12 protein-coding genes, 1 tRNA gene and 1 pseudogene are annotated in these 15,874 nt (G+C 53.3%); 8 read left to right on the top strand and 6 right to left on the bottom strand.

Features of this window, described 5'->3' with window-relative positions:
- Window positions 1-30 precede the first annotated feature (30 nt).
- The gene (locus RYC17_RS15710; protein ID WP_005754930.1) at window positions 31-594 is read right to left on the bottom strand and encodes a TetR/AcrR family transcriptional regulator; all 564 of its coding nucleotides are present in this window, start codon (window positions 592-594) and stop codon (window positions 31-33) included.
- Between the two features lie 157 nt (window positions 595-751).
- A complete protein-coding gene (locus RYC17_RS15715) occupies window positions 752-1,453 on the bottom strand; it encodes a glutathione S-transferase family protein (protein WP_057405039.1) in 702 nt (233 codons plus the stop codon).
- Between the two features lie 280 nt (window positions 1,454-1,733).
- On the opposite strand from RYC17_RS15715, the gene RYC17_RS15720 reads away from it, so the two are divergent.
- The 4 genes and pseudogenes from RYC17_RS15720 to RYC17_RS15735 all read left to right on the top strand — a co-directional run bounded on the left by RYC17_RS15720 (window position 1,734) and on the right by RYC17_RS15735 (window position 7,124).
- Entirely contained in the window at window positions 1,734-4,142 is a 2,409-nt protein-coding gene (locus RYC17_RS15720) for a DUF3772 domain-containing protein (RefSeq protein WP_005781893.1), read from the top strand.
- Between the two features lie 419 nt (window positions 4,143-4,561).
- Window positions 4,562-4,636 (top strand): annotated as a pseudogene (locus tag RYC17_RS15725) (hypothetical protein); the annotation flags it as partial.
- Window positions 4,637-5,760: 1,124 nt separating this feature from the next.
- Window positions 5,761-6,849: a hypothetical protein gene (locus tag RYC17_RS15730; protein WP_122281818.1), complete on the top strand. Its 1,089-nt coding sequence runs from the start codon at window positions 5,761-5,763 to the stop codon at window positions 6,847-6,849.
- A 101-nt stretch (window positions 6,850-6,950) separates the two neighbouring features.
- A complete protein-coding gene (locus RYC17_RS15735) occupies window positions 6,951-7,124 on the top strand; it encodes a hypothetical protein (protein WP_193601373.1) in 174 nt (57 codons plus the stop codon).
- Window positions 7,125-7,179: 55 nt separating this feature from the next.
- Here the strand turns inward: RYC17_RS15735 and RYC17_RS15740 are convergent, their stop codons facing one another.
- The 3 genes from RYC17_RS15740 to RYC17_RS15750 form a co-directional block, all read right to left on the bottom strand.
- Window positions 7,180-7,932, bottom strand: a complete 753-nt coding sequence (locus RYC17_RS15740) for a hypothetical protein (protein ID WP_147468583.1) — start codon at window positions 7,930-7,932, stop codon at window positions 7,180-7,182.
- 440 nt (window positions 7,933-8,372) lie between these two features.
- Window positions 8,373-11,312: a DEAD/DEAH box helicase gene (locus RYC17_RS15745; RefSeq protein ID WP_122281820.1), complete on the bottom strand. Its 2,940-nt coding sequence runs from the start codon at window positions 11,310-11,312 to the stop codon at window positions 8,373-8,375.
- Between the two features lie 449 nt (window positions 11,313-11,761).
- Window positions 11,762-11,838 (bottom strand) — tRNA-Arg (locus tag RYC17_RS15750).
- A gap of 316 nt (window positions 11,839-12,154) precedes the next feature.
- On the opposite strand from RYC17_RS15750, the gene RYC17_RS15755 reads away from it, so the two are divergent.
- The 3 genes from RYC17_RS15755 (at window position 12,155) to RYC17_RS15765 (ending at window position 13,391) form a co-directional block, all read left to right on the top strand.
- The gene (locus tag RYC17_RS15755) at window positions 12,155-12,394 is read left to right on the top strand and encodes a hypothetical protein (protein ID WP_005781885.1); all 240 of its coding nucleotides are present in this window, start codon (window positions 12,155-12,157) and stop codon (window positions 12,392-12,394) included.
- Window positions 12,395-12,433: 39 nt separating this feature from the next.
- Window positions 12,434-12,619: a PA3371 family protein gene (locus tag RYC17_RS15760; protein WP_002554422.1), complete on the top strand. Its 186-nt coding sequence runs from the start codon at window positions 12,434-12,436 to the stop codon at window positions 12,617-12,619.
- 445 nt (window positions 12,620-13,064) lie between these two features.
- Window positions 13,065-13,391, top strand: a complete 327-nt coding sequence (locus tag RYC17_RS15765) for an Arc family DNA-binding protein (RefSeq protein WP_002554423.1) — start codon at window positions 13,065-13,067, stop codon at window positions 13,389-13,391.
- Window positions 13,392-13,569: 178 nt separating this feature from the next.
- Here RYC17_RS15765 and mgtE read toward each other — a convergent pair whose 3' ends face one another.
- A complete protein-coding gene (gene mgtE / locus RYC17_RS15770; protein WP_002554424.1) occupies window positions 13,570-15,012 on the bottom strand; it encodes a magnesium transporter in 1,443 nt (480 codons plus the stop codon).
- Window positions 15,013-15,336: 324 nt separating this feature from the next.
- Here mgtE and bamE point away from each other — a divergent pair, with 324 nt between their 5' ends.
- Complete coding sequence (gene bamE, locus RYC17_RS15775; protein ID WP_039847309.1) at window positions 15,337-15,828, top strand: outer membrane protein assembly factor BamE; 492 nt, start codon at window positions 15,337-15,339, stop codon at window positions 15,826-15,828.
- The last annotated feature ends 46 nt before the right edge of the window (window positions 15,829-15,874 follow it).

A 15,874-nucleotide genomic window follows, 5' to 3' on the forward strand; every position in this document is an offset into this window, starting at 1 on the left:
CAATCCTTATCCCGCTTGATCAGCATCTACTTAAGCAGGCAGCGGCCCGCAGGCACGATAGGTGTCGATCAGCGTATCAAAAAGGGCAATGTCTGACCGGCTTCTCGCAATGAGTTGAGCGCCCGCCACAGCCGAAAAAATCGCCTGCGCCCGCACCTCGCTGGCCGCTGGCATACACACATTCGCCGCCACCAGAAGCTTGCTCAGCCAGGCAATATTGACCTGGGCAAAAAGCTGAATTTCCTGAGTCATCTCTGGCGGCAATTTATCGGTTTCAGCGCCGATAAAACTGCCCAGACAAAGGCGGTTTTCAGCCTCTAGCGAGCGGCGGAAAATTTCCGGGAAACGGTACAGCGCTTCGACAGGGTCTGGAGTTTCTTCAGAAATAGCCTCAAGAGCAGCAGCACCGTCCTGCCAGTAGCGCCTGGCAACCGCCACACCCAGGTCAGCCTTGCTTGGAAAGTGGTAGTAAATACTGGCTGGTTTGATTCCAACCTGAGCCGCCAGATCGCGAAAGTTCAGGCCGTTATAACCCTGAGACTGAGCGATGTTTCTCGCGGCAAGCAGAATGGCCTCTCGTGCGTTGATGGTCATCGTGGTGCCTTGTGCTTCGGACAGGTTTCTGCAAACGGGCGCATGCTAATTCAAAAACCTGACTGTTGTCAGGTAGAACGGTTGTGCGAGGCACGGGGAAGTCGAGAACGCCATGCAATGACGGTCCCGACGATAATGTGCGCGCGCAACAGGTCGGTCACTCGGCCGGCGAGTCCAGTTCGGGTATACCGCTGCTGCGATCAGCATAGGCGGCCTGGAAACCCGGGCGTTTCTGCCAGCGCTTCCAGTACAAGTCCAGGAACTCGAAACGCTCATCCAGCGGCGTGGCGTTGACCGGAAACTTGGAGAAGGCAATGGCGGTTGCAAGGGTGATATCCGCGAAAGTCGGCGCCTCGCCGCCCAACAGCCACTCGCGGCCATCGGCAAAATGACGATTGACCAATGCGGCGTGTGTCAGCGCCTCTTTGCGGCAGTGCTCGCCCCATGCTTCGTTCTTCGTCAGTTCAAGTTTGAAGCCGAGCCCGGTGTGCAATACATGAAACGCGGTAACGATCCGGTAGAGAATATGCACCCAGATCCGGTTATCCCACATGTTATCAAGGCCTTGTTCCAGAGCGCCTTCCCCCATGATCTTGCGGCCCGGATAAGACTGATCCAGATAGCGAGCGATAGCGGCGGTCTCGGAAATGAAGCTGCCGTCTGCCAGTTCAAGGGTGGGCGTTTCTCCCCAAGGGTTCATATTGAGATGACGCCAGCCACGCTGCTCTCCGCCGGGGGTCATGTCGTAAATTGTCTCATCGAACTGATCGGCAATGCCTTTTTCGTGGATGAACAGGCGCAGGCGCTGGGGGTTCGGAAAAGCCGAAGGAGATGTGAAAAGTCGCAATCTGGAGGTCATGGTCGGGCCTGTGAAATGGAGTGGGCATATACCTAACAACCGTTAGGTAGATAGACCGTAGCACACTTATGAGTCCAGTCAATACCCTACCTAACATTTGTTAGGTGGATGACCGTAGCGCCCTATTTTCGCTGGCCCGTGTTTTCAGCGCTCAAACGCGAAGTCCTTGATATTCTATTGGCTGCGCTCCAGAGATTCGTGAGTGCAGCTCAAGACAGACAAGGCCCGTGCCTGAAATACACAGGTTTACCAGGCCGCACAGTGCAAAGAAGGGAAAAGAATGCAGCACGCTTCGCTGAACCGTTTTCATACTGGGCTGCTCGCCTTGCTTTTGCTGTGCGTGACCTTGCCAGCCCTGGCCCAGAATAGCCCGGCGCCTCAAACCGATAGCACCAGTAGCGCATCCCCCGCAGTGGATGCACCGAGCCTGGATGACTTGAGCGAACAACTGGATCAGATCCGTCAAAAAGTGACGGGCAGTGCCAACGATGACCTGCTTTCAAGCCTGCGGCAGGCCGCTTTGCAGGTCCAGAAACAAGCCGACAATCTGACTGCCCGACAAGCTGTCGACATCGAACACCTGAATGATCAGCTCAACATTCTCGGGCCGGCGCAACCGGACGAGGCGCCAAGTCTGACCAGTCAGCGCAAGACATTGACCGCTCAGAAAAACGCGCTGGTCAATGATGAACGCCAAACCAACACGTTAAGCCAGTCAGCCCGTGACCTGGCTACGCAGATATTCAATCTGCGCCGCAGCCTTTTCGATTCGCAGATAAGCACGCGGACAGCGAGCCCGCTCAGCTCGGCGTTCTGGTCCACGCTGATTCGTCCTACCGATGACGACCTGGGACGCTTGAACAGACTTCTGGTGGATGTCCGCCAAGTGCTCAGCAGCACGCTGGCACCGGAAAACCGTGTGCAATTCATCAGCATCGTAGTCGCCGCGCTGTTCGTGTGGGTCGTTGTTCGCCGCCTGCTGGAGCGCTTGCTGATCTGGTCGATGATTCGCTGGCTACCCGAAGGCCGCCTGCGCCGCAGCGCCCTGGCACTGGCTGTAGGGCTATCGACCATTCTCACCATTACCGTTGCCACTTCCTTGTTGCGCTGGGGGATCGTGCGCAATGCGGTGCTCAGCAACGACGTGGTCAACCTGCTCGATCAGGTGCAGACGCTGATCACTTTCTGCGCTTTCATCGTCGGTCTGGGCCGCGCGTTGTTGATGCGGGCACACGCCTCATGGCGTCTGCCACAAATCCCTGACCAGATCGCCACGGCACTGGGCCGCTTCCCGCCAGCCCTGGCGCTGGCACTCATGATCATCGGCACGCAGGAGCGCATCAACAGTGTCATAGCCAGCAGCCTGGCCCTGACGGTAGCGGTCAATGGCCTGACAGCGCTGGCGGTTTCGCTGGTGTTTTTCTACGCCTTGGTGCGCTACCGCCGAACCCGCCGACGCTTCGAGCTGGAGCGGCCAGCAGGTTTCGTCGGGCTGCTTCCCTTTATCGTTGCGGTATGGGTCGGCCTGAGCTTGCTGGCGTTGCTCAGCGGCTACCTGACGCTGGCTTACTTTCTGGCGGTGAAACTGCTTTGGGTGAGCGTGGTGGCGTCCACTGCGTATCTATTGATCGCCTGCTTCGGTGACATCTGCGAGACCCTTCTGTCGCCCAAACAACCTGGCGGCATGGCGTTGGGTTCGGCGCTGGGCTTGTCCGCCCGTCACCAAGCCCAGGCAAGCACCGTACTGGCAGGCATAGGCCGTACCCTGCTGTTGCTTACCGCATTGCTGCTGGCTTTCCTGCCTTCGGGTTCCAGCCCGGGCGACCTGCTCGCAAGTTTCACTCAAATGGACGTCACGTCCAAATCCCTGGGCAACCTGAACATCGTCCCCAGCGATATTCTGATGGCACTGATTTGCCTGGTTGTCGGCCTGCTGGGCGTGCGTGTACTCAAGGAGTGGTTTGGAGAACGCCTTCTGCCCGAGACCAACATGGACGCAGGCATGCAGGCCTCGCTGGTGACCTTGATCGGCTACATCGGCTTTGTGCTGGTGGTGGCCGTGGTGATGTCAACGCTCAAGATCAGCCTGACCAATTTGACCTGGGTGGTCAGTGCGCTATCGGTGGGGATCGGTTTCGGTCTGCAGGCCATTGTGCAGAACTTTATCTCGGGCCTGATTCTGCTGACAGAACGCCCGGTCAAAGTCGGCGACTGGGTAAGCCTGGCAGGGGTCGAAGGCGATATTCGCCGGATCAACGTCCGCGCGACCGAAATCCAGATGGGCGACCGCTCGACAGTGATCGTGCCGAACTCGCAGTTCATCACGCAAAACGTGCGCAACGTCACCATGGGCAACGCGCTGGGCGTAGTCGGAATTACCCTCACCCTGCCACTGGAAACAGATGTTCTGCAAATACGCGAGCTGCTGTTGCAGGCCTTTACCGAGCACGAAGCGATACTCGACACGCCTGCACCTTCAGTCACCTTCAAAGACCTGACCAATACCGGTTTGATCATCAGCGCCAGCGGCTACGTGAACAGCCCACGCTCGGTGGGAGGTGCGCGGAGTGATCTGTTGTTTACGGTTCTGGGGCGTCTAAGGGAGCTGGGTGTAGCGCTGTCTGCACCGCAGAGCATGGTGTTGATTAATGAGGGGGCTGGGAAGGAGGCGACGGAAGAGAACCCGTGATAGTTCAGGGCTGGGCTGGAGTGGATGAAGCAGTCAACTGTGCTCACCTCGGTTCAGGCGGCTGCCACATACTCCTGAAAACCGGCGCTGTGCACGTCATTGCAGCGCTGGAGCAGGATCTGGTCGCTGAAGTGAACCGTATGACTGATGGCAAAGGCGCGCATGGCCTTCGACCAGGTTGGCGGTCCTGAGGTTGCAAACATCCTTCGCGCACTGTCGTATCTGGGCATTTTCTTCGAGTATGGAGCGCTTGAGACCGCAGACCTGAGTATTCCTGTCATGGAGTTACTGTCCAAGGAATCTGACCATTCGTGGCTACCAGCTGTTTGAGATTAGCTAGAATCCTGAACGCCTGAAACGTGCCAAGGACGTCATCACCCAGGGATTTGAGAGCGGCCGTTGTTTCATAAGTCTTCCCGCTTAGCGAGATAGTTGAAGCGCATCAGTACATGAAGTCCAATGCGCAGGTTGGCAAGATAGTGATTGAGCTGTGATACGTGAACCACTTGATCGGTCGTGCAAATCAGCTTGATTGGATTGCTTTATAAGAAGGGGGAGTTTGAGTTGCTGAGGTGTAAAAGTCTCGACTTGATTTGACACCTCTATTTGGCGATATTTTCGCCTAAATGGGTGTCCGGAATCATTAGACCACTACACACATCGGCTTAAACCCGGCAGAAATTAATCACCAAGGTCCGCGCATGCACGCCGGACTTGGTGACCCACTTGTTCAAATCTTAACGTTAATTGCTCAACCAGCGGCTCGGTAGCCTACAATGAGTGATTTTGCAGGTGGATTCATACCAAACAGCCTTGGCTGACGCTTACTCTTCCATTTCCGAATTCGGTCGTAAATCTGATCTTCAAGAGTCGAACCAAACCGCCGAATGATTGGACTAGAGATGTTCCCCATGAGTTCTGAAGAGCAAAATCGCCCATCGACCACCTTAGAAAGTAAGATTGTGAAACGCCACACATCCACAGCGTTGTCTGCTTCGCGTATCTGAGCAGCCTGAATCGCCCCGGATTCTCTAGACACCTTGCAAGCTCATTGCGTAACGTTTTTCAAACTCTACCGGTGACAGCTGTGAATCGCCCCGGGTTTCGTAGTCACCTTACGACTGTTTCTGACTGGAAGCAGTCCCTGGCTGAACGTCAGAGCTATTGGATGGTTGCTGCCTGTCGCGAAGAGCAGCAACCGATCCAGAGTGTGTAAAAACGCTTCGCCAAAATTGAGGCGTGCGCGTCTACGTTAAATCTGAAATTTATCGGCACGTCAGCAGATGTGGATTTTGCGTAGAAGCGCGATTTCCAGTCCGGTTTTGAGTACCTGTCGCGCTGATGAACGTTTTTACACAGCCTCGACCCATTGCGACCAGTCGTGCAGTCGCGCAGTCGCGCAGTCGCGCAGTCGCGCAGTCGCGACCTCTGCTGCCTTAAAGGTAGAATATGTAGCATTTGAACATCAAACACTATTATATAGAAATTATCAGCCAAGCTTCAATATGAGCTTTTAAAAACCACTTTCTTCCTATTTTTGAGGGCTTACTGAGCTCCCATCGGTTTATACTTGTTACGCTTCTCCTAAAACCACCCTATGTTTCTCTGGAATGTTTAAATGACCGTAATTGCGCGATTCTCCCCATTGAATCAACGGCTGTTTATCGGTGATATTGCTGAATCTAGCTTATCTGACAAAGTAATTCCTTGGCCTACTCTAGGGTGCTCATCTACAGTTTTTCCCGAAGGCTCGGGGTTCACCCTTGTTGGATACACGCAAAAAATCTCGATCATCAACGAGTCTTTAATCATCTGTTGGGCAGGAACTAAAATTTATGCACGCTTTGCCGAAAATGAACTAAGGGAAGCCCTAAAAAAACAGAACGACTTCCCCACTTTAAAGGCCGCTCTATACAAAACTGCCAACGAAGTCGGGGATAATATAGAACTTATAGGGTGTTATTTAGAACCCTCTAATGGACGCACCAAACTTCACGACTTCCAATATGACACAACATTGCGATATGAAGAGCAATCTGGTTACTGGACTGCGACTGGCACGGGTGCAGAAGTATTTTTTGAGCAGTTGCGAAGTCAGAGCGCTCCGCCAGAGTCTATCAATCCTGTCCATCCAGTTGACAAAGCTTTCACAGTTACGAGCGCTATGCTTTACGAAGAGCACACCAGTAAAAGCCCGCTTTACAGGTACACTGGGGGTGCCTATGAGATCGCATATTTAGTACAAGGAAAGTTCAGAAAACTCGATCACCATGCCACCGCTGTTTGGAGTATTGAGATTGGCGAAGACGGATTACCCGACGCCCCCCTACTTCATTCGGTAAATTTGTATTACTACCATGAAGATATATTCGCCATAACAGCAATCAGCGAGACTCGCCCTACCAAGGATGGGGCGATTATAGAACAATTCAGTCACTTTCTTGCCGCTCCTTTGGAACGTGAGGTTACCAAAGCGGAGCTCGATAATTTTCGCCCGACATACTCGCCGCAGCATTTCAATCACATTATAGAAATCCACTACCCAGATGTGGCTCTGAGAAAGCTAAGAGTGACTGAGTATTCGCAAGCTTCCGCGATACAATTTATTGACGATAGCGGCTTAGTCAGCATAAAGGTGGATAGTAAGCTGATCGTTGATCAAGTCATCATATTCGAGCAACGACGAAAAGCTCATCAATCTTGTTAAGCGACAAAAAGCTTGGTTTCGACAAAACTTTTGAAATCGCCTAAGGTGAACTGGTTGGGTCCGTTAACTACCCTTTGAGTTCGCCTGTACTAGGAGGCGTGATGGCTTACAGCTTGTCGAGCAGTAACTCACCGGTGGTAGTTCCTGAAAATAAAAATACCAAGTTGCCGCTGATAAAAATAGGCAACTATCGACCCAAACCGGCCATCAGCCGGCATTCGAACCAAGGAGGAGGTGTGCCTAAGCCTCTCAATGAAAATCAAAAAACCATTTAATCCGCAATCTTCAAGTAGCGTTTAATAAAGATGACCCCGCCACGCCGCACGCCAACTAGTCACCCTCACTACAGTAATGTAAATATTTATCTCTCTCTACGCTCCACCTGAAATATTCTATATCGGTACCAATCAAATCTTTAACCTGATTTATGATTTTCTTCACTCTAACTCTTGTTATATTATTCGACCTTGATAGTTTGTGATAAAAAACCGTCCATGCAACAAGTGCATCATCCCACGCCACACCACCCTCCTCAGCAGTAACAAATATGTACTCAGGAGGATTGACTCGAGAGTTCTTAGTCCATTCCGATTCAATTTCGCTGGCCAGCTCTTGGTAGCCTGCTTCGCAGGCAGAGATAGACAAGAAGACCTTTCCTCTATATCTACTCATTTTAGTAAAAACAGGAAGCATGGACTCAAAAAGACTGTTCCACCTTATAAAGTCACGCCCAAATGCAATTCCACGCTTATTTCCATGAGTAGCAATATGAATGCATAGCGGAGTATCTGAGTTTTCATTTCTGTCATGATTTGAATCGATGGATGAAATGTAACCACAGTATTTTTCAAAGTCATCTTTAGAATAAGCGGTAAGCGTTATAGCTTCGTGACCAATGGATGTGCATACCTTTTCCAACGCACTAGCTTCGGACCTACCCTGTATAAGGTCCATTGGATCCACACACTCAACGATGAATATCTTCATTCCTTTGCTCATCCCTAATCCGATAGGAGTTTTGGGTTTTATATCCAGCGCTAGGCTTGCATGGCACATTACCATCATTGGTGAATGCTGTTCCATAGCTTTGACTGCAGCGTTGGGGAGAGAGCGCTTTTGAACACAATTGTCAGCTTAAAGGCTGCTTCCTGGAGAACATCAGTCGTTAGGAGGCGATTTGACGATTAACAAACGGCACACCCTAAGATCAGGCATTGCGTGGGCAGACCGCAAGCGATGCCGCCGGCTCCTGGTAGATAAGGCTACGACGTTGATACCGTGATTGTATCGGCGGCAACTTGTAATTCCGCTGCGTGTCATAAAGCGCAAGAAGTCTGGATTGCTGCGTGGGCTTAGTGGAAGGGGGGGATTTTGTTTATGCTGACTGCAACCCCAACAATTTCTGCCGTTCCTGAAACGAAACTTTCCTTGGCGCTTTTCGAAAATTCGTCTCGTGTAGCGTTTGAGGCTGCCCAGAAAAGGACATCAGCGGAATCAGCTGCAATTCCGCTGGTGCAAGCCAATTAAGGGCTGACAATGACCTTGATGTCCGAGCCCGAGATACTCTTGATGTATGAGTAGCTCGTTCCCAAGACGGCCAACTGCTCCTTCGACACCTTCTTCGCTGATATCGCGGGTTGAACGATTACAAATTTGAAGATCAGCTCATGGTCGTGGCATTTGTTGCGCAGTATCTCCAGCTGCTGAGGCGTGCCTTTCAGGATTCTGTCGAAGTCCTTCAGCAGTGATTGCTGGTAACGATCCATCAGTCGGTTGAAGAACTTGTCGCCTGTGTACAGCCATTTCACCGACCTGGACGCCTGACCGCATACTTCATAGACGTCGGCGACGCGCGCCCCAGGGGCGGCCACGCCATCCGTCATAGGGCAGAATTTGCAATGGTAAAGGTCGACGTAGATGGCGTCCTTGTTTTCCCGAATTGCCACCAGATCAGCAATTTCGCCTTTGCCGTCATCATTGAAGACGATGGAGTAGTCATCAGCGATCTTGTCAAAGGTGAAGCCTTGTACTGAGTCCTTACGTCGCTCTGCACGCATGGACTCCTGATGGATTTTCGTCCTCCCCCAATCCCAGGGTTCGAGCAAACCGGCAGGCAGTTTTACATCCATGCTGTTGAGCGAGTACTGACGGTAGTTGCCTTGCACCATGGAACCGTCGACCTTGAGCAATACAAGCGGCTCTGCATCCAGGTAGGAGTCCAGTGGCATTTCGTGGGGGTAAAGGATCTTCACTCCTGGGCAGGAAGTCTTGTATCCGTCCTCCAACAACTTGATGGCGATGGTAGTGAGGCGACGCTCTTCGCCATCGTTACCCGCGACAAGGACGGGGATCTCCAGCGTCCGCGCGCCACTGTACTCAGGCTTACCAAGCTCGAGGTCGAGAAGGTTGAAAGTCTCTCCCTGAAAATATAGCGAGATCCTTTGCTCGTTTTCGATCGCGATCGACACAGGCCAGTCGGCGTAGAACAGGCCTTCTGGCCATCTGTCCTTGATTTGGTCAACACGCATGACATTTTTAAGCACGTCAGCAGGGTCGATGGTGTTGTCGTTGAGTTTGACCGACATGCGCTTGCACCACTCGACCCAGTAGTTGATTGGAGAGGAGTTCATCTCCCAGATCTTGCCCTTGTGCGAGCAGCCTACGGTGGTTCGTTCTCCATTCTCAAAACCGGTGGCGAAGATGTTGGACTTTGTCGCATTGCCCTTCTCGATGTCGCTGATCACCTGGTTGATATCGCGCCCCACGTGCATCGTGAACCGCAGGTCTTTCCGGGCGCGGGACAGGCCAACGTTCTGTAGCTTCATCAGCTTGATGTCGTGGAGCGTACGGAACGCCGGCTCACCATTGATGCGACGAGGGTCTTTGGCTACCAGGTTGAGAAAGCGAGTTGCCTGGGTGTCGTCACCTGAAGTGTGAATGAACAGGGTTTCCTGCGCCTTGTTATAGAAAGCGATGTACAGATTCCAGTTGGTATCGACGATTTCTTCGGTCTGAGCCCACCCAACCAGCGTCTCTCGCCGAGTCACGGCAATGACGGTATCGGCCTGATCACTGATCGAGATGTACTTCAGTGTTTCTCTGCGTCCATCCAGACCCTGTGCGCGCTGTGGTGTCCAGTCTTTGGGGGAGACGTGATATGCCACGGCGCTGATTTTGGGGTTCGGGTTCAGCCCAAAAATCACTTGGGCATCGTCACCGTCAGCAAACTGCTCGTTGAAGTCCGCCTTCTCAATTTCCCGGCCTACCTTTTGCTCGCTCACATTACGAATGACTGCCCCCCAGTCAGCACTCTCCTTGTAGAGGTCTGCCATCTGGTGGTCGGTTTTCTGGTTAGCGATGTTCGCCACGAACTTGGCATCACCCAGGGCGGCATCAACCCGCGTCAGCCGGCCAATGAACTGGAGCGTCACCGCAGGGCTTTGGTGTTGGTCATGAATTGCAGCGATTTTGAGCTCAGGCAGATCGAAGCCTTCCCCAAGCATGTCGACGCAGACGATGATCCGGTGCTTCTTCTTGACGATCTCCTCCATCACCCTGGCTTGGTTCGGCACCTTGCTGTGAATCAGGACTGGCGTGAGGTCGGCGTGCTGCTTGTAAATCTCAAACAGGTCTGTCGCCCGCTTGTGCGATTTGGCCCGCACCATCATTAAATGGTTGTACCCAGCCTTGAGGTCAGCCCGGAGCAGCTCAACAGCCTTGTCTGCGATGGCCTGGTCGGACAGCTTGAGGTTGTATTCTCGTACCGGATGGAACTCGATGCCTTTGAAATAGCCATCAAGCTGCGCATCCCGGAGCGGGTAGTTGTAGATAATCTTGCCGGCCAGAGCCAGACCATCCTCCCGGAATGGCGTCGCTGTGAACTGAATACACGGTTTGCCCATGAAGGCGGTTTTGATTCGGTTCCAACTCACTGCCACGACATGGTGAGCCTCGTCGATCATCAGGTGGCTGCACATGTTCACCAGCGCCCCCAAGACGGCGTCTTCGAATAGCAGCAGGGCCTGGGGAGTGGCCACAATGATGTTGGCAGTAGCTAATTCTGCAACCTGCGCCTCAGACAGCTTCGAATCGATGGCTGCAACAATGGGGTTACGCGCCGTGTCCGATACCGCCCCCACGGTGCGGAGCGTCTTCATCTCCGTGCACTTGCCCACCAACTGCGTCCTGAGGGCGTCCGAGGGAACCAGGATCAAGGTTCTGGCCATCCTCGCAGCGATGATCAGCGCGAGCATGGTGTCGGTCTTCCCTGTACCGGTCGGCATGACCACTGTGGCGGTCGAAGAGGGATCAACCACCAGGTGCCCCAGAGTGGCATAAAGCGCCGCCAGTTGCGGTTTGCGCAGCCCAGGTGCGTTCGTCTTGGGATCGTCGAGACTGAAATTGAAGAGATGGTTTTGCCAGCTCTGGTACACATCCAAATGCGTTATGACTACATCGTCCATGGCGATTACCTAGAGGCAGAAAAGACTTCTGGGGGAGAGGGTGGCGATATGGTAGCACGCCCCCCTATTGCTTCCATGACCTTAACCACTTAGACATAAGGACAAAACCAGTCGAGCCCCGCGCAGGATTGCCGAACTGTCGTGCCCGCTTTTGGCCGATTTCAGCCTGTCGCCACCATAGGCAACATTCATCATTTTTACGAAGCGCGCGGGCCGAATCCGACGCAGGGGATCAGTTGAAATGCACAATGGCTTTTCAATTGGGATTCAATTACACAGGTAGAGAGAACGGCCAAGGCATCAATTTCGAAAATCGGCCAGAAGAATCCGATTCCCTTGAAAAGTTGACTCAATACCGAACGCTCAGAGAAGTGGGGACCAAAGTGGGGACTTGAGAGAAAACTCAATCGAGGAGCTATCGGAAAATCTAGCTAATAACCTGATTATAATGGTGTCCCAGGGCAGGTTCGAACTGCCAACCTTCCCCTTAGGAGGGGGATGCTCTATCCAATTGAGCTACTGAGACACTGCGTGCCAGCACACCGATCGGTGCCAGCGAGGACGGCGTGCATCTTAGCGGCATGTGCCGCTTTTGTCATGTCGTCATTGCCCTTCAGGGCTGTAGCCGATGTCGCCCCGAAACGCGGCTGAATAAACCGATCATGCAATTTGCAATCCCCCAAAAAGCCATCATTGCAAAACGCACTGCACCCGACTTTTTTTCAATTCATATGTCATTGATTTAAAAGGAATTTTTATCATTTTCTGATTGGCATGCAGACTGCATTATCAGTATCAGTGAACACATCTCCTCCCAAACGGTCGGGCACAGGTACTGGAAAATGAACAAGACTCTCTCAGTGTTGAATGCGGCAGCTCTGGTGGCTCTGGTGGCATTTCATTTTCATGACTCCGGTGCCAGTGACAAGCAGGTCACCGCACCTGCTCCTGTTCATCACCAGATCAGCCATGCGCCTCAGTTGGCTATCATGACTGACCGCATTGCTAGCGCAGCGGTATTGGCCAATGACGACGATGATTCACTTCAGATGCCACGCGCCGAGCAGCGCTGGATTTTCTGAGAACGTTTGAACCAGCCATTTTTTATAGAGAGAGTAGCCATGTCAAAATCCGCGTTGTCATTTCTGGTCCTGGCGATTATGGCTGTGATCGTTGACCTGTTGCTTCCCGTTCAAGCGCACACCCTGAGCATCGCTGCCAACATCGCTGCAGGCGTGTTCGCCAGTCTTTTTGTAGTAGCGCTTTTTCTCGGCCGTCGTATCAAATTTGACCCTGTGCTTCGCTAATCTAAAAGGCATAGCACCAAAAGCTCACAACCCTCTCGCTCAACCCGCTTATCGCGCCGAGCACCGCGCTCATATCCTCCAAATCCTCCTTTCGCCCCGCCCTCGCAACCCTTGGTCGGGTAGCTTCGTTTGCGCTGAATTCCGACCTACTCTCAGAGTCAGATGGCCATGATGGCAAAAAGAAGCTCGGTGACGTGCCCGGTTATTCAGGGGCAAATGCGAAGACTTTGCAAATTTGCTCGCATTTCTGATAATTGGTGCTGGCAAAACGCCGCCACCTGAGTCAATATTTGTCACAGAATTGACGCCAAGGATTCGACGTATTACGGCATGATGTCGGCCCCTTGGAACCCCGGTTGAACATTTGGCCAAAATGACTGTCTCACGATGACAATCTTGCGGCCACTTGCTAGAACCGCTTCCCCTGAACTAACCGGTTAAATATATGAGCCCTATGAAACAGGCTACTTATTCCAGCCGCACGGCTGACAAGTTCGTCGTTCGCCTACCAGACGGCATGCGTAATCGCGTGCAAGAGGTAGCCAAGAATCATCACCGCAGCATGAACTCGGAAATCATTGCTCGCCTCGAACAAAGCCTGATTCAGGAAGGCGCACTTGGTGATGAACCAAGCCTGCGTCTTGACAGTCCTGAGCTGTCCTTGCACGAACGCGAGCTGCTGCAACGTTTTCGTCAGCTTTCACATCGTCAACAGAATGCACTTGTTTCGCTGATTGCTCATGACACGGAACTCGCTTCCGAAGAGTCCTGAGACTTGGTGTAACAGACAAAGGCCAGCGAAAGCTGGCCTTTTTCGTTGTAGCCTTTTTCGTTAGTAGTCGTAGGCCTAGTGGCAGTACATGGCAAGCCGAAGACTTCGTCAGGGCATAAAAAAACCGCCTGATCATGGCGGTTTTTTTATTTTAAGAGCCTATCTTGAAACAGAAAGCTTAGAGCAGAAAGATCGTCGCCAACCCCAGGAAGATGAAGAAACCGCCGCTGTCGGTCATCGCCGTAATCATGACGCTTGCCCCCATAGCAGGGTCTCGCCCCAGGCGCGCCAGCGCCATAGGGATGGAAACGCCCATCAGCGCCGCCAGCAGCAGATTGAGCGTCATGGCTGCGGTCATGACCACGCCTAGCGACCAACTGCCGTACAGCATGTAGGCAACCACGCCGATCACCCCGCCCCAGAGCAAACCGTTGATCAAGCCGACAGCCAGTTCCTTGCGCAGCAAGCGGGCGGTATTACCGGTATTGACCTGATCCAGCGCCATCGCGCGAACGATCATGGTGATGGTCTGATTACCGGAGTTGCCACCAATCCCGGCCACGATAGGCATCAGCGCAGCGAGCGCCACCAGCTTCTCGATGGAGCCTTCGAACAGGCCGATCACGCGCGAAGCCAGGAAGGCCGTCACCAGATTGACTGCCAGCCAGGCCCAACGGTTGCGCAGGGAACGCCATACCGAAGCGAAAATATCTTCTTCTTCGCGCAGACCCGCCATGTTGAGAACTTCGCTTTCGCTCTCCTCACGAATCAGGTCGACCATTTCATCGATGGTCAGACGGCCGATCAGCTTGCCGTTCTTGTCCACCACCGGCGTAGAGATAAGGTCGTAACGCTCGAAGGCCTGTGCCGCATCGTAGGCATCGTCTTCCGGGTGAAAGCTGACCGGATCGTTGGCCATGACTTCGCCAACCTGCTTCTCCGGATCATTGACCAGCAGGCGCTTGATCGGCAGCACGCCCTTGAGCACGCCTTCGGAGTCGACCACAAACAGTTTGTCGGTGTGGCCCGGCAGCTCTTTCAACCTGCGCAGGTAGCGCAGTACGACTTCAAGGCTGACATCCTCACGGATCGTCACCATCTCGAAGTCCATCAGCGCACCGACCTGATCCTCGTCATAGGACAAAGCCGAACGGACACGCTCACGCTGTTGTGAATCCAGTGCCTCCATAAGCTCGTGAACGACATCACGGGGCAACTCGGGAGCAAGGTCGGCCAGTTCGTCGGCGTCCATGTCCCGTGCCGCCGCGAGCAACTCGTGATCATCCATGTCGGCGATCAGGGTTTCACGAACGGAATCGGATACTTCAAGAAGAATGTCGCCGTCACGCTCAGCCTTGACCAGCTGCCATACGGTCAGACGATCTTCCAGAGGCAGGGCTTCGAGGATATAAGCGACGTCGGCAGAGTGAAGGTCTTCGAGCTTGCGTTGCAACTCGACGAGGTTCTGCCGGTGAACCAGGTTTTCTACACGGTCCTGATGCTGACCTTCCTGACGATGGGTCAGGTCTTCAACAATACGCTGGCGCTGCAGCAGATCGACAACCTGAGCCAGGCGATCCTGCAAGCTTTCCTGCGTTTTTTTTACTTCTCTTTCGGTCATAGGCGAACTCCACTCCCAGCAGCGGAGCACGCCGGGAGATCAATCAGTTAATTCATGATTGTTGAAAAACATTATTGAGTAACGACTGGGTAAGTCCATGGAGGTGTTCCACAAGCCCCGGCGGAGCTGACGGGCGCAATGATACACCGCTTTTAGAGAAGCGCATGCGAGAAATTCGGCCTATAACAACCGTTTGCAGCACAAACCTGTAAAACTCTGTGAGCTGGCCCGGCCTCAACGTCACATTCAGCCAAGAAAACCTGCTCGCCGCCTCCAGAGGCTGCGGCTAGGCTTGCACGACACCCTGTCATGGAGGACTTGAGCATGCGCACGGCCGTTCATCTATCCCTGTGGAGCGCTCTACTCTGCGCTCCTGCACCCGCGACCGCCAGCACTGTTCATCGCTGCGAAGACGCTTCCGGAAAAGTCATGTTCACCACTCTCGGCTGCCCCGAAGGCCACAGCACCAGCATGCAAAGGGCCTTCAATGCGCCACCGGGAACCAACATCGATCTACTCCCGCCCGCAAACCTTTCAGCGCCAACCCGCAGGAAGCCCGCGAGCCAGGAACTGGTAGTGGTCGGCACGCGCGATGATGGTTGCGGCAACCGCCTGAGCGCCGAACAGCGTCGGGCAGCTATCATCAACCAGCGCACACCTCCCGGCATGACTATGCGTGATGTCGAGAGCCTGCTGGGGCGTCCGGACAAAATCACCAACCGTAATGGCGAATTGCATTACGTGTACAACCAGAAAAAAGGCCGCAGCAATAAAGTGACATTTGACGAGAATGGATGCGTTAAAGGAAAACGCTAGAAAGCAAAAAGCCCACATCTTTCGATGTGGGCTTTTCGTTTGTATG

The sequence above is a fragment of the Pseudomonas syringae group sp. J248-6 genome (genome assembly GCF_032586995.1).
In the GTDB taxonomy this organism is placed as follows: Bacteria; Pseudomonadota; Gammaproteobacteria; order Pseudomonadales; family Pseudomonadaceae; genus Aquipseudomonas; species Aquipseudomonas amygdali.